Here is a 15,512-nt window from a genome sequence, read left to right on the forward strand (position 1 = left end):
CAGAAGGATCAGACACGCCATGACAATGACCCCCGGCACGATCACAGGCAAGGAACTCTTCTGGTTCAACAACACGCTCGTCGCGATCCACGTCTCGTCGATGGCAGGAGAGGACGGCATCTGCGTCGTCGAGCATCACATGCCCTATGGCGACTCGCCGCCGCTGCATGTGCATCGCAGGGAAGACGAAGTGTTTCACATCCTGGAGGGGAGATTGCGCTTTCAGATCGACGGCCACGAACGCATTGCGGACGCCGGCGAAACCGTCATCGCACCGAAAGGCCTGCCGCACACCTACCGGGTCGAATCCCCGGAAGGTGCGCGCACCCTCACCATCACGCGCGGTTCGGATTTTGAGACGATGCTGCGTCAGGCGAGCCGTCCCGCCGAACAGCCCGAACTGCCGCCGCTGATGGAACCAACACCGGAAATCATCGCGGCACTGGTGCAGCTTTGCGCAAAAAACGGCATCGACATTGTCGGTCCGCCGCTGGGGTGAGAGGCCGAAACTGCGCAGCCCTTCCCTTCTTTCCTTTGTGGGAAGGAGAGAAGCGCCGCGCCTTCAACCGATTTGCATCCTCGCCGCCCGCATTCTCCGCTTGAAGCCGTTTGTGCAACGCGATACGCCGTTGCCGACTTCGACAAGGAGAGACCCGTGACCGCTGCAAAGACCAGAACCGAAACCGACACGTTCGGTCCCATCGAAGTCGCCGCCGACCGGTATTGGGGCGCGCAGGCGCAGCGTTCGCTTGGCAATTTCAAGATCGGCTGGGAAAAGCAGCCGGCGTCGATCGTGCGCGCATTGGGCATCGTCAAGCGGGCGGCGGCCGAAGCCAACATGGAGCTCAAGCGGCTCGATCCGGCGATCGGCAAGACGATTGTCGAGGCAGCGCAAGAGGTCATCGACGGCAAGCTCGATGAGCATTTCCCGCTGGTGGTCTGGCAGACCGGTTCGGGCACCCAGTCCAACATGAACGCCAATGAGGTGATCTCCAACCGGGCGATTGAGATGCTGGGCGGTGTTATGGGCTCCAAGAAGCCGGTGCATCCCAACGATCACGTCAATATGAGCCAATCGTCGAACGACACCTATCCGACAGCCATGCACATCGCCTGCGCCGAACGTATCGTGCACGATCTGTTGCCGGCACTGAAGCACCTGCACAAGGCGCTCGCCGCCAAGAGCAGAGAGTTCAATCACATCATCAAGATCGGCCGCACGCACACGCAGGATGCCACCCCCCTTACGCTTGGCCAGGAATTTTCGGGCTATGCCGCGCAGGTCGCTTCGTCGATCAAGCGCATCGAGCTGACGTTGCCCGGCTTGCAGGAACTGGCGCAGGGCGGCACCGCCGTCGGCACCGGCCTCAACGCGCCGGTCGGCTTCGCCGAAAGGGTCGCGGATCGCATCGCCTCCATCACCGGCATCGCCTTCGTCACCGCGCCGAACAAGTTCGAGGCGCTGGCGGCCCATGATTCCATGGTGTTTTCGCACGGCGCCATCAATGCGGCGGCCGCCGCGCTGTTCAAGATCGCCAACGACATCCGCTTCCTCGGCTCAGGCCCGCGCTCGGGCCTTGGCGAACTGTCGCTGCCGGAAAACGAACCGGGCTCGTCGATCATGCCGGGCAAGGTCAACCCGACCCAGTGCGAGGCGCTGACGCAGGTCTGCGTACAGGTGTTCGGCAACAATGCGGCGCTCACCTTCGCCGGCAGCCAGGGTCATTTCGAGCTCAATGTCTACAATCCGCTGATGGCCTACAACTTCCTGCAGTCGGTGCAGTTGCTCTCCGACGCCTCGGTCTCCTTCACCGATAATTGCGTCGTCGGCATCGAGGCCCGCGAAGACAACATCAAGGCGGCACTCGACCGATCGCTGATGCTGGTGACGGCGCTGGCGCCGACCATCGGCTACGACAATGCCGCCAAGATCGCCAAGACCGCGCACAAGAAGGGCACCACTTTGCGCGAGGAAGCGCTCGCCACCGGGCTGGTCAGCGAAGCCGATTACGACCGGCTGGTGCGGCCGGAGGATATGACGCATCCGGGGTAGGCAATTCCAGGAAAAGTGTCTGCGGTTTTCGGTCCGGAATTGCGTCAACCAAAAGCCCGGTATTTCGTGAGGGGAGAATTTACTCCCGTCACGACCTCACCCGAAGCGAATTTTGCGCAGGCCGCCCGATCACGGAAACGTAGGCACTGTGAACAATGTGTCGCCAGTCTGGTGGCTTTGGTGAACAGTCGGTTTGCTCTATCTCCCCGGCATCAACCCATCCCGGAGAGCCACCATGTCCACCAACATTTCAGTCGCCGGTTCCGGCGCATCCAATGCCTCGACCACCATCCTGCTCGGCCGCGTCCTGCTCGCGGTCATCTTCCTGCTTTCAGGTTTCGGCAAGCTCACCGCCATTAGCGGAACAGCGGGCTATTTCGGCAGCCTCGGCCTGCCCTTGCCGACCGTAACGGCCACCCTCGTCGGCCTGATCGAGCTTCTCGGCGGCCTCGCCATCCTCGTCGGCTTCAAGACCCGGATTGTCGCCTGGGTGCTGGCGGTCTTCACGGTCGCTACCGGTTTGGTCGCCCATACCGGTTGGGCCGACCAGATGCAGATGATCCAGTTTCTCAAGAACCTCGCCATTGCGGGCGGCTTCCTCGTGCTGGCTTCCTCGGGCGCCGGTGCCTATTCGATCGACGCCAAGCGCGGCTGAGCCAATAGCCGGCAATAGCCGAACAAGAAAGCGGCGCGGAATTTTCCGCGCCGCTTTTTCGTTGTTGGTACATGCCCGCCGATCTGTCGGCCGGAGTTTTCTGATAGGATCGGCTATCGGGACGAGGCCGGCCGGCGGCCGACAACGGAGGTGAACATGCCCCGCAACGCGCTGCTCCTGCTCTCCCGGCTGCTGCTCGCCGCCCTGTTCGTGCCTTCCGGTTTCCATGCATTGAGCGACATCGCCGGCACCACAGGCTATTTCGCCGGCCTCGGCCTGCCGCTGCCGACACTTGCCGCCTGGGGCACGGGACTGTTCGAACTGATCGCCGGGCTGCTCATCCTGGTCGGTTTCCAGACCCGGATCATAGCGCTTCTGCTCGCTGCCTTCTGTATCGTCGCCGGCTTCATCGGCCATTATGGCCAGGGCGGCGGCGACGCGATGCTCGCCTTCCTGCACCAGCAGATGCTGATGAAGGACATTGCGATATCAGGTGGGTTTGTAGCGCTGGCGATGGACGGCGCCGGCGCATGGTCGATCGACGGGCGCGGCGCGGTTTGATATTTTTGCTTACACGCGCCCGAGCTGGTCGACCCCCACTCCGTCCCGGCTTTGCCGAGCCCTGATTGACGGGGTAGAGGAAGGGCGCGAGCCTATTGCCGCCAACGCTCTTCCAACGAGGCTCCCTTCCTTTCCCTCCGGAGGGGGGAAAGGTGGCGCTGCAAAGCAGCGACGGATTGGGGGAAGCCGGTCTACAAACGCGATGCCGCCGGCGAAGTACGACCGGCAGGTCTCCGCTTAAGTCAGATAAGACACGGGTCTGCTAGCAGCTAGCGCCTTATTTCACCGACATGCTGGGGCCACCCTCGACGGCCAGCACCAGCCGGCGGTTGGTGATCCTGGCCAGCTGCGCCAGGCGCCCGGCCGGCCGCTCGCCATAGAGATCGGCCAGCGATGCCGGCAAGACCAGCGCCAGCACGCCGTTGGCGCGCTGTTCCCATTTCAGCCTGGGCATGATGCCGGGCATCGACGCCGTCAGCAGGTAGACGACGCGCATCATCGCGGCGAGCACGCGGGCGCGCTCCAGATAACGCGGCGATGCCAGAGCCTTGATCTCGGGGGCGATGGCTTCGTTGAAGATGCCGTCGTGACGATAGGCGTTGGCCATCGCCAGGAAAGCACGGCCAGGATGGTCGACGCCGAAGAAGGACGCGTGCGCAATGATGTTGAGCGATTGCTTGCCGCGGTATTCGGGATGCGCGCGCCAGCCGATGTCCGCCAGCAATGCGGCCGCGTGGCGGTAGCGCGCCTCGTCCTCGGTCTCGTCGATGCCGAAGGCGGCAAAGGTCTTGGCGGTCCAGTCGACAAGTTCGTGCGCATGGGTGACGGAGCGCGAGCGCAGGCGGGCGAGTTCCTCCGAGGCCGAAATCAGCGGATCGGCCTTCTGCTCCGCCTCGTCGAGCAGCGAATAGAGAAAGCCTTCGCGCACGCCGAGCGCCGAGACGATGATCTTCGACGGCTGCATCGCCGCCATGATCTCCTGCAGCACGATGGCGCCATAGGGCAGCAGCGAACGGCGGTTCTTCGAAACGCCTTCGATGCCCTTGACCTTCTCGATCTCGGCCTTGGCCACCTGCTTGAGGAAGTTCGCCGCGCTTTCGGCCGATATCTCGTAATGGTGCATGACGCCAAGCGGATAGTTGGTCATTTCCATGTGCAGCCGGGCAAGATTTCGCCAGGTGCCGCCGACGGCGTAGAAGGGCCTGCCCTGCCCGCCTTTCAACAGCTTGGCCTTCGCCAGTTCGTCACGCGCGATCCTGGCCGCCTGGGCCAGCGAGTTCTTCGCCATGTCTTGCAGGCGCAGGCCGCCCAGCGGCAGCGTGATGCCGTCGCCGATCGCCTCGCCGCTGACATCGACCAGTTCGAGGCTGCCGCCGCCCAGATCGCCGGCGATGCCATCGGCCGGATGGAAACCGGAAATGACGCCGAGCGCGGAATAGTACGCTTCCTGACGACCGCTGATCACTCGGATCTCGGTCTTCAGCACATCCTCGGCGCGGTGGATGAAATCGGGGCCGTTGACCGCCTCGCGGGCCGCCGCGGTCGCCAGCACATACATTTGCTCGGCGCCGGCCTGGTCGGAAAGCGCACGAAAGCGGCGGAACTCTTCCATCGAGCGCGTTACCGCCTCGGGGTCGAGCTTGCCGGTCGAAACGATGCCGCGGCCGAGACCGGCCAGCATCTTTTCGTTGAACAGCATGGTCGGCGAGCGCGCCAGCCCCTCATAGACGACGAGACGGATCGAGTTCGATCCGATGTCGATGATGGACAGCGGTCGGCGGTCCTGCAGCCGGCCCTGAGAATCAGACAGCATCAGCCGGACGCTGCGGCGTTCTTCTTGCGGCGCTTGAACTGCGCGATGCGCTTGGGCGCATGCGACTTCAGCGCGTCACCCCGTCCCGACAGGCTCGGATTGGTCATGAAATATTCCTGCGCGTTGAACGGTTCCTCGCCCTCCTCCAGCACGACGCGCCGGGAGGTTCCATCAGCCAATACGTCGAAACTTTGCTGATTGTCCATAATGTTGCCCAGCATGATCTGGCCAAGGATCTGTTCATGCACAGTTGGATTGGTGATCGGCACCATGGTTTCGACGCGGCGGTCGAGATTGCGCGGCATCAGGTCGGCCGAGGAGATGTAGACGATCGCCTCGTCCGACGGCAGGCCGTAACCGTTGCCGAAACAATAGATGCGGCTGTGCTCGAGAAAACGGCCGACGATCGATTTTACGCGGATGTTTTCCGACAGGCCCGGAACCTGCGGCCGCAGGCAGCAGATGCCGCGCACGACAAGGTCGATCTCGACGCCGGCGCGGCTGGCATCGTAGAGCGCGTCGATGATGATCGGATCGACGAGGGCGTTCATCTTCATCCAGATGCGCGCCGGTTTGCCTTGCACCGCGTAGGCAATCTCGTCGGCAATGTGCTTCAGGATGCGGCTTCTCAGCGTGAACGGAGAGATCGCCAACCGCATTTCGTCCGTCGGCTCGGCATAGCCGGTGATGAAATTGAACAGCTGGGCGACATCGCGGGCAATCGTCGGATCTGTGGTGAAGAAGGACAGGTCGGTGTAGATGCGTGCGGTGACCGGATGGTAGTTGCCGGTGCCGAGGTGCACGTAATTGCGCAGCTTGCCGTCCTCGCGCCGCACCACCAGCGACATTTTCGCATGTGTCTTCAGTTCGAGAAAGCCGAACACCACCTGCACGCCGGCCCGCTCCAGGTCGCGCGCCCAGCGGATGTTGGCTTCCTCGTCGAAACGCGCCTTGAGCTCGACCAGCGCGGTGACCGACTTGCCGGCCTCGGCCGCGTCGACCAGCGCGCGCACGATCGGGCTGTCGTTGGAGGTGCGGTAAAGCGTCTGCTTAATCGCCACCACCTCCGGATCGGCCATTGCCTGGCGCAGGAACTGCACCACCACATCGAAGGATTCGTAGGGGTGATGGACGACGATGTCCTTCTCGCGGATGGCGGCGAAACAATCGCCGCCATGTTCGCGGATGCGCTCGGGAAAACGCGGATTGTAGGGCGTGAATTTCAGGTCGTCGCGGGGAACGGCGACGATCTCGGAAATCTGGCTGAGCGCCAATGGACCGGTCAAGACGCTGATGCGGCTCGACGACACGCCAAGCTCGCCGGCGACGAAATCGCGCAATTCGCCAGGCATCAGCCTGTCGAATTCGATGCGGATCACCGATCCGCGCCGACGCCGCTTCAGCGCCGTTTCGAACAGGCGCACGAGGTCCTCGGACTCCTCCTCGACCTCGATATCGCTGTCACGGATGATGCGGAACGTGCCGGAGCCCTTGACCTCGTAGCCGGGGAAGAGCTTGCCGATATAGAGGCCGACCGCCTCTTCCAGCGGAATGAAGCGGACATGATGCTTGCGGTCCGGCAGACGGATGAAGCGCTTCAGCGCCACCGGCAGGCGCAGCAGCGCGCTCATCTCCTCGCCATTCTTGCGGTGGCGCAATTGCAGCGCCATCGAGAAGCCGAGATTGGGGATGAACGGGAACGGATGCGCCGGGTCGATCGACAGCGGGGTGAGCACCGGGAAAACCTGTTCCTGGAAATGATCTTCCAGCCAGATTTTCTCGTCCTTGGTCAGCGCATCGCGGGTGATGCTCTCGATGCCTTCCTTGTTGAGCAGCACGGTGAGCGCCGAAAGGCTCTTCTGCTGGTCTTCCTGCAGCCGCTCGACCTCACGCAGCAGTTGTTCGAGCTGCTGTTCGGGGGTGCGGCCGTCCGGGCTCTTCAGCGTGATGCCCTCGCGCACCTGGCCGGCAAGACCGGCAACACGGACCATGAAGAACTCGTCGAGATTGGCGGCCGAGATCGACAGGAAGCGGACGCGCTCCAGCAGCGGGTGATTGAGGTTCAGCGATTCCTCGAGAACGCGCCGGTTGAACTGCAGCCAGGAAAACTCGCGGTTGACAAACCGGTCAGGGTTGCCGCCTTCCGGGCGAGCCACCTCGACATCCACGAATTCGTTCTGCACCGGCTTCAGTTCGTTCATGATTCCCGCTCTTCCACACCCGCTCAAGCCGGCTAGCCAGTCACTCTAGCGACCCATGGTCCCTCCCGGAAACCGAAATCGGTTTTCGGGCCATGGGTTAACCGGCTTAACTTATCCTCTGACAGGCTTTTGCGACAGTTTGATTTCATCGAACTTGCAAAGAGGCCTGATATGATCCAGATGCAGACGAGACTGCGTTAAGGAGACGACGATGGCAGGCGGTTCCATTCCCCATTTTCAGAACGATGCGGGCTATCCGGCAATCGACATCGGCGTGAAGGAATTCATGTGCACGGGCGCCAATCCGCCTTTCGACCACCCGCATGTGTTTCTGGACATGGGCGACGACAATGAAAAAGTCTGTCCCTATTGCTCGACGCTCTACCGCTATTCGCCGAAGCTGAAGGCGACGGAAACGCTGCCGGCCGGATGCATCTACATCGAACAGGCCGCCTGAGACTTTCGCGACCAGCCCGATGAACGACACGCGTTCCCGGCAAATTGTCGTCGCCGGGGCCGGTGTCGCCGGATTGACCGCAGCCCTTGCATTCGCCTCGCGCGGCTACCCTGTTCGGGTGTTCGAACAGGCGCAGCGCCTGGAAGCTGCCGGCGCCGGCATCCAGCTCTCTCCAAACGCGACGCGCATCCTTCGCCAGCTCGGCGTGCTCGACCGGCTGCTGCCGGCAGCGGTGCGGCCGCAAGCCGTGGTGTTGAAGAAGGCCGCGACCTTGCGCGAACTGGCGCGCGTGCCGCTGTGGCAAGCCGCCGAAACCCGCTGGCAAGCACCCTATCTCGTCGCGCACAGGGCCGATCTGCAGAGCGCACTGACCGCGCGCGTTGCCGAGGTGCCGCATATCCATCTCACCACCGGCGCCCGCATCGGCGACGTTGCCTCCGGCCCGCATGGCATCACGGCGACGGCCGAGATCGACGGCAAGACCATCGCGGCGGAGGGCTTCCTGCTGGTCGGGGCCGATGGCGTCTGGTCGTCGGTGCGCGCACTTGTCGACTCAGCCAAGGGGTCGGCTTCGCCAAGAAACCATTTCTCCGGCGAACTGGCCTGGCGCGCGACCATCGCAGCTGATAGCGCCGCGGGGCAGAGCTTTGCCGCCATCGGCGCCAGGGACTGCGTCACCACCTTCCTGCATCCCGGCTTCCATATGGTGGCCTATCCCGTCAGCAAGGGTGCGGCCTTCAATCTCGCGGCCTTCACCAGGGGCGACCGCATTGCCGAAGGCTGGTCCGGCAACGCCGACGCCGGGATCCTGACCCGAGCTCTTGCCGGCACCGCGGCAGAACTTGCCCGTCTGGTCGAGCAGGCCGGCCCGTGGACCGCGTGGCCGATCCACACTGTCGACCCGCAACAGCCCTGGACAACACCGAACGGCATGGCGCTGATCGGCGACGCCGCGCATGCGATGACCCCATTCGCGGCGCAAGGTGCGGCCATGGCAATCGAGGATGCGGCGACGCTTGCCGACGCCGTCTATGCCTCCCCCGCGACCCCGCTGGCCGCGCTTGCGGTTTGGGAACAGTCACGGCGGCCGCGTGTCGCGCAGGTCGCCCGACGCGGCGCTGTCAACCGGCTGGCCTGGCATGCCGCAGGGCCGGTGGCGATTGCGCGCAACGTGTTCCTGAAAATGCGCTCGTCGGAAAAACTCGCGGCGGATTTGGACTGGCTCTATGGCTGGCGGGCACCGGAGGCTGACGAAAGCTGAAACCTGCGAAAGGTTGGCGGGACAGAGGGGGGTGTGAAGGAACGCGACACTCGCCAATTCGCGGAATGCCCACGCTAATTATACAGCCGCATCGATAGCCCGAGCGATACAGGCAGCGGGTTCCACCAGCCGGTGCGCAAGCCTGCGGTGCGCAAGGCGGCCGCCGTCCAGGTGTTGCAGCCGACCAGTGCGTTGAAATGGCCGTTGGCTTCGTAGAAGCCGTCGAACCTGGAATAGGCCGCGTCCGGAACGAGGATCGGGCCTTCCGGTCCGCGCTGGAAACTCGCATCGATGAAATCGAGCAACGCCGCGAACCGGTCCTCTGTGATGTCGAACCCCGCGATGTCAGGACGCGGTTCGAGGACGTCACCGGCGACATCGACATGCATGACCGACGCGTCGAGGGTCAGTGCCTTCATCACCGGTACCGCCTTCAGCTCGGACCATGTCGGCGTCTCCAGGTAGAAGGCGCGACCGCCCCAGCCGAAGACGATGTAGCGGACCTCCGGCCTGTCGGCCGGTATGCCGGCGTCGACCAGGAAGTGGAAACGCCGGCGCACGGCATCGTCGACCGGGATGGCGATATCGGTGTGGATCGGATTGTTCAGCACCAGGATGTGGCGCGTCGCTGCGGGCATGGCGGCGGCCGCCGGCCACAGCGGCCGCGGCACGAGGGTGCCCGTCGTCACGGCGAGAGCGACGACAATCAACAGAAGGCCTAGAAAACGTCCCAGTCTCTTCATGAAAAGCGGCTCTGCAAAAGCGCTCCAGCGCGACAGGAACGGTCGCCTGTTATCCCATACGCAAAAGAGCCCGGCAGTGTTTCAGCCGGGCTCCTCGCAAACATCGAAAGGCCTAGTGCAGGATCTGCGACAGGAACAGCTTCGTGCGCTCGTGGCGCGGGTGGTCGAAGAACTCGGCCGGCGTGTTCTGCTCGACGATCTGGCCCTGGTCCATGAAGATCACCCGGTTGGCGACCTTGCGGGCAAAACCCATCTCGTGGGTGACGCACAGCATGGTCATGCCTTCTTCGGCAAGGCCAACCATGGTCTCCAGCACTTCCTTGATCATCTCCGGATCGAGCGCCGAGGTCGGCTCGTCGAACAGCATGATGCGCGGGTTCATGCACAGCGAGCGGGCAATCGCCACACGCTGCTGCTGGCCGCCGGAAAGCTGGCCGGGATATTTGTTGGCCTGTTCCGGGATCTTGACGCGCTTGAGGAAATGCATGGCGATTTCCTCGGCCTGCTTCTTCGGCGTCTTGCGCACCCAGATCGGCGCCAGCGTGCAGTTCTCCAGGATGGTCAGATGCGGGAACAGGTTGAAGTGCTGGAACACCATGCCGACCTCGCGGCGCACCTCGTCGATCTTCTTGAGATCGTTGGTCAATTCCTTACCGTCGACGATGATCTTGCCCTTCTGGTGCTCCTCCAGGCGGTTGATGCAGCGGATCATGGTCGATTTGCCGGAGCCGGAGGGGCCGCAGATGACGATGCGCTCCCCGCGCATCACTTTCAGGTTGATGTCCTTCAGCACATGGAACTCGCCATACCATTTGTGCATGGCGATGATGTCGATGGCGACATCGGTCGTCGAAATCTGCATCTTGGCGGCGTTGACCTTGATCTCTTCTGCGCTGACGGCATTTTCGGTGGCCATGAGAGGGATCCCCTTGTTCTTTTGTTGTTGGTAATGATGCCTGTCGTTACCCCAAAACCGCTATACACTTTTGGGCGACATGCATTCAGCGTTTGTGGCCGGTGTCGAGCCGGCGTTCGGTGTACATTGAATAGCGCGACATGCCGAAGCAGAACAGCCAGAAGACGAAGGCCGCGAAGATCAGGCCAGACCTCGCCGTCTGCGCGGTTGCCCAGTTTGCATCGGAAAAATTCTGTTTGACGATGCCGAGCAGGTCGAACATCGAGATGATGATGACCAGGCTGGTATCCTTGAACATGCCGATGAAGGTGTTGACGATGCCCGGGATGACCAATTTGAGCGCCTGCGGCATGACGATGAAATACATCTTCTGCCAATAGCCGAGACCGAGCGAATCGGCACCTTCATACTGGCCCTTGGGGATCGCCTGCAGGCCGCCGCGCACCACTTCGGCCATATAGGCGGCGGCAAACAGCGACACGCCGATCAAAGCGCGCAGGAACTTGTCGAACGAAACGCCCTCCGGCAGGAACAGCGGCAGCATGACGCTGGCGAAGAACAGCACGGTGATCAGCGGGATGCCGCGCACCGTCTCGATGAAGACGACGCACAGCGTCTTGATGATCGGCATCTTGGAACGGCGGCCGAGCGCCAGCACGATGCCGAGCGGCAGCGACACGGCAATGCCGACGAAGGACAGGCTGAGCGTTACCAAGAGCCCGCCCCAAAGCGAGGTCTCGACATGCGGCAGGCCGAACATGCCGCCGACCAGCAGGACGAAGGCGACGATCGGCAGCACGAAGAACAGCAGAACCGCATTCAGCCCTTTGCGTGGCACCTTCGGCATCAGCATCGGCACCAGCAGCGCCACGAACAGGATGGCGACCAGGATCGGCCGCCAGCGCTCCTCGATGGGATAGCGGCCGAGCATGAACTGGCCGAACTTGGCATTGACGAAAGCCCAGCAGGCGCCGGTCCAGCCATCCGGCTGGATGCCGCCTTGCGCCACCGTGGCGCATACGGTCCGGTCCGGCCCCGTCCACACGGCGTTGATGAACGCCCAATTGATGATTTGCGGCAGGATCATCGCCACCAGGGCGATGCCGACGATTGTCAAAATGGTGTCGCCGGTAGACGCGATCAGGTTCTTGCGCACCCATGCGCCGAGGCCGGTGACGCTGGCGGGCGCCGGCTGCGCCAGCACCATTTCGGTGCGCACCCAGGACATATCATGTTCTTGCATGTCCTTACCTCACCTCTCCACCAGCGCCATCTTGGCGTTGAACCAGTTCATCACAAGCGAGGTCAGAAGGCTGATGGCGAGATAGATCACCATCATGATCACCACGCCCTCGACGGCCTGGCCGGTCTGGTTCAGCACTGTCCCGGCGGTCGCCGTCAGGTCCGGATAGCCGATGGCGATGGCCAGCGACGAGTTCTTGGTCAGGTTGAGATACTGGCTGGTCAGCGGCGGAATGACGATGCGCATGGCCTGCGGCACGACGACCAGCCGCAGGATCGATCCGGAACGCAATCCCAACGCTCCGGCGGCTTCCGTCTGGCCCGCGCTGACACCCCTGATGCCGGCACGCACGATCTCGGCGATGAAGGCGGCGGTATAGCAGGACAGCGCCAGATAAAGCGACAGAAACTCCGGCCGGACCTGAAAGCCGCCGGTCAGGTTGAAAGTCGACTGCTTGGGGTAGTCGAAGCTCAGGGGAAAGCCGCTCAGCGCATAGGCGAGCAGCGGCAGCCCGACGATCAGCGCCGCGGATGTCCAAAACACCGGAAATTGCTGGCCGGTCGCCATCTGCCGTTGCCGCGCCTTGCGCGCGACGAACCACGCCATGGCGATGCCGACGAGCAGGGCGACGAAGATCAGCCATGAACCGTCGCCCCATACGGCGCGTGGAAAATAGAAACCGCGCTGGTTGAGAAAGGAGCCGAACGGCAAATTGATGCTGTCGCGTGGCGCCGGCAGCACGGCCAGCACGCCGGAATACCAGAAGAAGATGACCAGCAGCGGCGGGATGTTGCGGAAGACCTCGACATAGACGGTGCAGATCTTCCTGATCAGCCAGTTCTTCGAGAGCCGGCCGATGCCGATGACGAAGCCGATGATTGTCGCGGTGATGATGCCGACGATGGCGACGATGACCGTGTTGAGGAGGCCGACCAGAATGGCGCGGCCATAGGTCGAATCCGACGAATAGGCGATCGCGCTCTCGCTGATATCGAAGCCGGCGCGGCCCTTGAGGAAGCCGAAGCCTGAAGCGATGCGCAACCGCGTCAGATTGTCGATGACGTTGTGGGCAATCCACCAGACGCCCGCCACCAGCAGCACGACGACCAGCACCTGGAAGAATATGCCCCGGATTTTCGGATCGTTGATGAAGGAGCCGCGGCTGGGCTCCTCGCGAAGTACGTCCTGCGATGCCATTCGACCGTCCCCTGGAAAGAGAAACCGGGAGGCAGATGATCTGCCTCCCGGATCACATTTCGATCAGCGGATCGGCGGCGCGTATTGCAGGCCGCCCTTGGACCACAGCGCGTTGATGCCGCGCGCGATCTTCAGCGGGCTGCCCGAGCCGACATTGCGCTCGAACATTTCGCCATAATTGCCGACGGCCTTGACGATGTTGACCACCCAGTCATTGGAAACGCCGAGATCGGTACCGATCTTGGTGTCCGCTTCCTGGCCGAGAACGCGCTTGATCTCGGGGCTGGCCGAGTTCTTCATCTCATCGACATTGGCCTTGGTGATGCCGAGCTCTTCAGCCTGCAGCAGCGCGAAATAGGTCCATTTGACGATGTGGTACCACTGGTCGTCGCCCTGGCGAACGGCAGGTCCGAGCGGCTCCTTGGAGATGATCTCGGGCAGCACGACATGGTCGGCCGGCGATCCCAGCGTCAGGCGGATGCCATAGAGGCCCGACTGATCGGTGGTGTAGACGTCGCAGCGGCCGGCATCATAGGCGGCGTTGACCTCTTCCAGCTTTTCGAAGACGACGGGATTGTACTCCATCTTGTTGGCCTTGAAGTAGTCGGCGAGGTTCAGCTCGGTGGTGGTGCCGCTCTGCACGCAGACGGCTGCGCCCGAAAGCTGCAATGCCGAATTGACGCCCGGCAGCTTCTTGGCGTTGATCATGAAACCCTGGCCGTCATAATAGGTGACGCCGATGAAATTCAGGCCGAGTGCCGTATCGCGGTTGATGGTCCAGGTGGTGTTGCGCGACAGGATGTCGATCTCGCCCGACTGCAGCGCGGTGAACCGCTCCTTGGCGCTGAGCGGCGTGAACTTGACCTTGGAGCCGTCACCGAAGACGGCGGCCGCGACAGCGCGGCAGAAATCCGCATCGATGCCTTGCCAGTCACCCTTGTCGTCCGGCGCCGAAAAGCCGGCCAGGCCGGTGGAGACGCCGCACTGGATGAAGCCCTTCGCCTTGACGGTGTCGAGCGTGGCCGCCGACGCGGCGGACGCCATCAATCCAAGCGTGGCGGCGCCTAGAATGCCGATAGCAATGTGTTTCATGACCCACAGACCCTTTTCTCTGTTTTTCAGGAGTAAATCCTGATTTTTTTCTCCCGTGTGAACGCGGCTTCATCCCGGCCCATCCCGAAACCCCGCATCGTAACCGACGCGCCGCCTCCCATTCACAAATGTCATCGAAGGCGATAATTCCTGTGAGGTCAAGGGAAATGACCCAAACCCGAAGAGTTTGAAAACCGATTGCCGTAAATGCCTGATTTACAGACAAACACGCCCGCGAATTAGTCAGCAGGGCCAATAAAGGCGGCAAAGCTGATGCAACGCCAACGCGGGGCCGATACCGGCCGCGGCAGCGAAATCCATCCCGGGCAAATACCTCGTGGTTGTTGACCTCCGCGTGGGGCGAACTACCATGTCCCAAGATTGTCTTCTGACGATTTACTGGCGGCTGCAGTCCAATACAGGTCGCAGACGAAGACTGTTCTCAAGAGGCTTGAAAGACGATCCAGGCCCCGATGCCAGCCATCAACGCGCCTGAAACGCGCGGAATCAGCTGCCCGGTCGGCACCGTCTTCTCCAGCAGGACTAGGATGGCGATGCCGGCGATCCACAGCACGTTCATGACGCCACCGACGAACAGCAGGGCCATCAGCGCCCAGCAGCACCCCAGACAGTAGGCGCCGTGATCGATGCCCAGCCGAAGCGCGCCGAGCGGAGCGGAGCGGAATCCGCCATGGCCGGCCAGGAACGCGATCGGGGCCTGACATTGGCGCAGGCAGACGCCCTTCATCGGCGTCCATTGATAGAGACCGGCGGCGATCAGGACGAGGCCGCCGAGGACCGCGCTGCCGGTCGCCATCGAGGGGTCGAGCAAGGCAAGACGGGCGAGAAGCCATTGCGCACCGGTCGCCACGAGGCTGAAGACGACCCAGACGGCGAGGTAGCCGGCAAAAAACCATCCCGTCGAAGCGATGGGCCTGCCATCCGCCCGCGCCTTGCGGCCGACGCCGGCATAGAGCAGCAACATCGGTGCGACCGAAGGCGTCATCATGCCGACCATCATCACCGCCCACATCGTGAAGGTGAAAGCGAAATCGGCCAATGCCCAGGCCCGGATGCCTGGCGCCACGGCGGCGCCCATATCCATGCCGCCCATACCCATGTTCGACCCGTCCATATTCGACATGTCCATTCCGGCCATGTCACCGCCTCCGCTGTCCGGCAAGGCGGAGCCGGGCATGACCATGTCGGTGGCGAGCCACAGCACATAGGCCCAGGCGAGCACGGCAATCACCACGAGCGCGGCCATCACGACCGCACGATCGCGCCGCAGCACCGCCTCGAGGGCCGTGTCGCCCATTG

Annotated in this window: 14 protein-coding genes; 6 read left to right on the plus strand and 8 right to left on the minus strand. The window is 62.8% G+C overall.

The features are described from left to right. Positions 1-19: 19 nt before the first annotated feature. From AC0NIL_RS23455 to AC0NIL_RS23470, 4 genes are all read left to right on the plus strand, one after another. Positions 20-499 carry a cupin domain-containing protein gene (locus AC0NIL_RS23455; RefSeq protein WP_275953544.1) on the plus strand — a complete coding sequence of 160 codons (480 nt, stop codon included), beginning with the start codon at positions 20-22 and terminating at the stop codon, positions 497-499. Between the two features lie 156 nt (positions 500-655). Next, the gene (gene fumC, locus AC0NIL_RS23460; RefSeq protein WP_127368335.1) at positions 656-2,053 is read left to right on the plus strand and encodes a class II fumarate hydratase; all 1,398 of its coding nucleotides are present in this window, start codon (positions 656-658) and stop codon (positions 2,051-2,053) included. A gap of 235 nt (positions 2,054-2,288) precedes the next feature. Next, positions 2,289-2,708 carry a DoxX family protein gene (locus AC0NIL_RS23465; RefSeq protein ID WP_127367736.1) on the plus strand — a complete coding sequence of 140 codons (420 nt, stop codon included), beginning with the start codon at positions 2,289-2,291 and terminating at the stop codon, positions 2,706-2,708. A 156-nt stretch (positions 2,709-2,864) separates the two neighbouring features. Next, positions 2,865-3,269 (plus strand): DoxX family protein, encoded by a 405-nt coding sequence (locus tag AC0NIL_RS23470; RefSeq protein WP_275953545.1) that lies wholly within the window; start codon positions 2,865-2,867, stop codon positions 3,267-3,269. A 277-nt stretch (positions 3,270-3,546) separates the two neighbouring features. Here the strand turns inward: AC0NIL_RS23470 and ppx are convergent, their stop codons facing one another. Together ppx and AC0NIL_RS23480 are read right to left on the minus strand one after the other, a co-directional pair. Then, positions 3,547-5,082: an exopolyphosphatase gene (gene ppx / locus AC0NIL_RS23475; protein WP_024505005.1), complete on the minus strand. Its 1,536-nt coding sequence runs from the start codon at positions 5,080-5,082 to the stop codon at positions 3,547-3,549. Then, entirely contained in the window at positions 5,082-7,283 is a 2,202-nt protein-coding gene (locus tag AC0NIL_RS23480) for an RNA degradosome polyphosphate kinase (RefSeq protein ID WP_024505006.1), read from the minus strand. The genes ppx and AC0NIL_RS23480 overlap by 1 nt, the downstream gene beginning before the upstream one ends. A 211-nt stretch (positions 7,284-7,494) precedes the next feature. Here AC0NIL_RS23480 and AC0NIL_RS23485 point away from each other — a divergent pair, with 211 nt between their 5' ends. Together AC0NIL_RS23485 and AC0NIL_RS23490 are read left to right on the plus strand one after the other, a co-directional pair. Further along, complete coding sequence (locus tag AC0NIL_RS23485; RefSeq protein WP_013532417.1) at positions 7,495-7,740, plus strand: zinc-finger domain-containing protein; 246 nt, start codon at positions 7,495-7,497, stop codon at positions 7,738-7,740. Between the two features lie 19 nt (positions 7,741-7,759). After that, entirely contained in the window at positions 7,760-9,001 is a 1,242-nt protein-coding gene (locus AC0NIL_RS23490; RefSeq protein WP_473573742.1) for an FAD-dependent monooxygenase, read from the plus strand. Positions 9,002-9,075: 74 nt separating this feature from the next. On the opposite strand, the gene AC0NIL_RS23495 is transcribed toward AC0NIL_RS23490, so the two are convergent. The 6 genes from AC0NIL_RS23495 to AC0NIL_RS23520 all read right to left on the minus strand — a co-directional run bounded on the left by AC0NIL_RS23495 (position 9,076) and on the right by AC0NIL_RS23520 (position 15,510). Beyond that, positions 9,076-9,744, minus strand: a complete 669-nt coding sequence (locus AC0NIL_RS23495) for a TIGR02117 family protein (RefSeq protein ID WP_275953547.1) — start codon at positions 9,742-9,744, stop codon at positions 9,076-9,078. A gap of 112 nt (positions 9,745-9,856) precedes the next feature. After that, positions 9,857-10,606: an amino acid ABC transporter ATP-binding protein gene (locus AC0NIL_RS23500; RefSeq protein ID WP_031213892.1), complete on the minus strand. Its 750-nt coding sequence runs from the start codon at positions 10,604-10,606 to the stop codon at positions 9,857-9,859. Between the two features lie 139 nt (positions 10,607-10,745). After that, positions 10,746-11,903, minus strand: coding sequence for an amino acid ABC transporter permease (locus AC0NIL_RS23505; RefSeq protein ID WP_013532421.1), 1,158 nt, complete (start codon positions 11,901-11,903; stop codon positions 10,746-10,748). Between the two features lie 9 nt (positions 11,904-11,912). Continuing rightward, on the minus strand, positions 11,913-13,100 hold the full coding sequence (locus AC0NIL_RS23510; RefSeq protein WP_013532422.1) for an amino acid ABC transporter permease: 1,188 nt from the start codon (positions 13,098-13,100) through the stop codon (positions 11,913-11,915). Between the two features lie 63 nt (positions 13,101-13,163). After that, the gene (locus tag AC0NIL_RS23515) at positions 13,164-14,192 is read right to left on the minus strand and encodes an amino acid ABC transporter substrate-binding protein (protein ID WP_473573743.1); all 1,029 of its coding nucleotides are present in this window, start codon (positions 14,190-14,192) and stop codon (positions 13,164-13,166) included. Positions 14,193-14,634: 442 nt separating this feature from the next. Further along, positions 14,635-15,510 (minus strand): DUF2182 domain-containing protein, encoded by an 876-nt coding sequence (locus AC0NIL_RS23520; protein WP_275953548.1) that lies wholly within the window; start codon positions 15,508-15,510, stop codon positions 14,635-14,637. Positions 15,511-15,512: the final 2 nt, after the last annotated feature.

The sequence above is a fragment of the Mesorhizobium sp. WSM1343 genome (genome assembly GCF_055901535.1).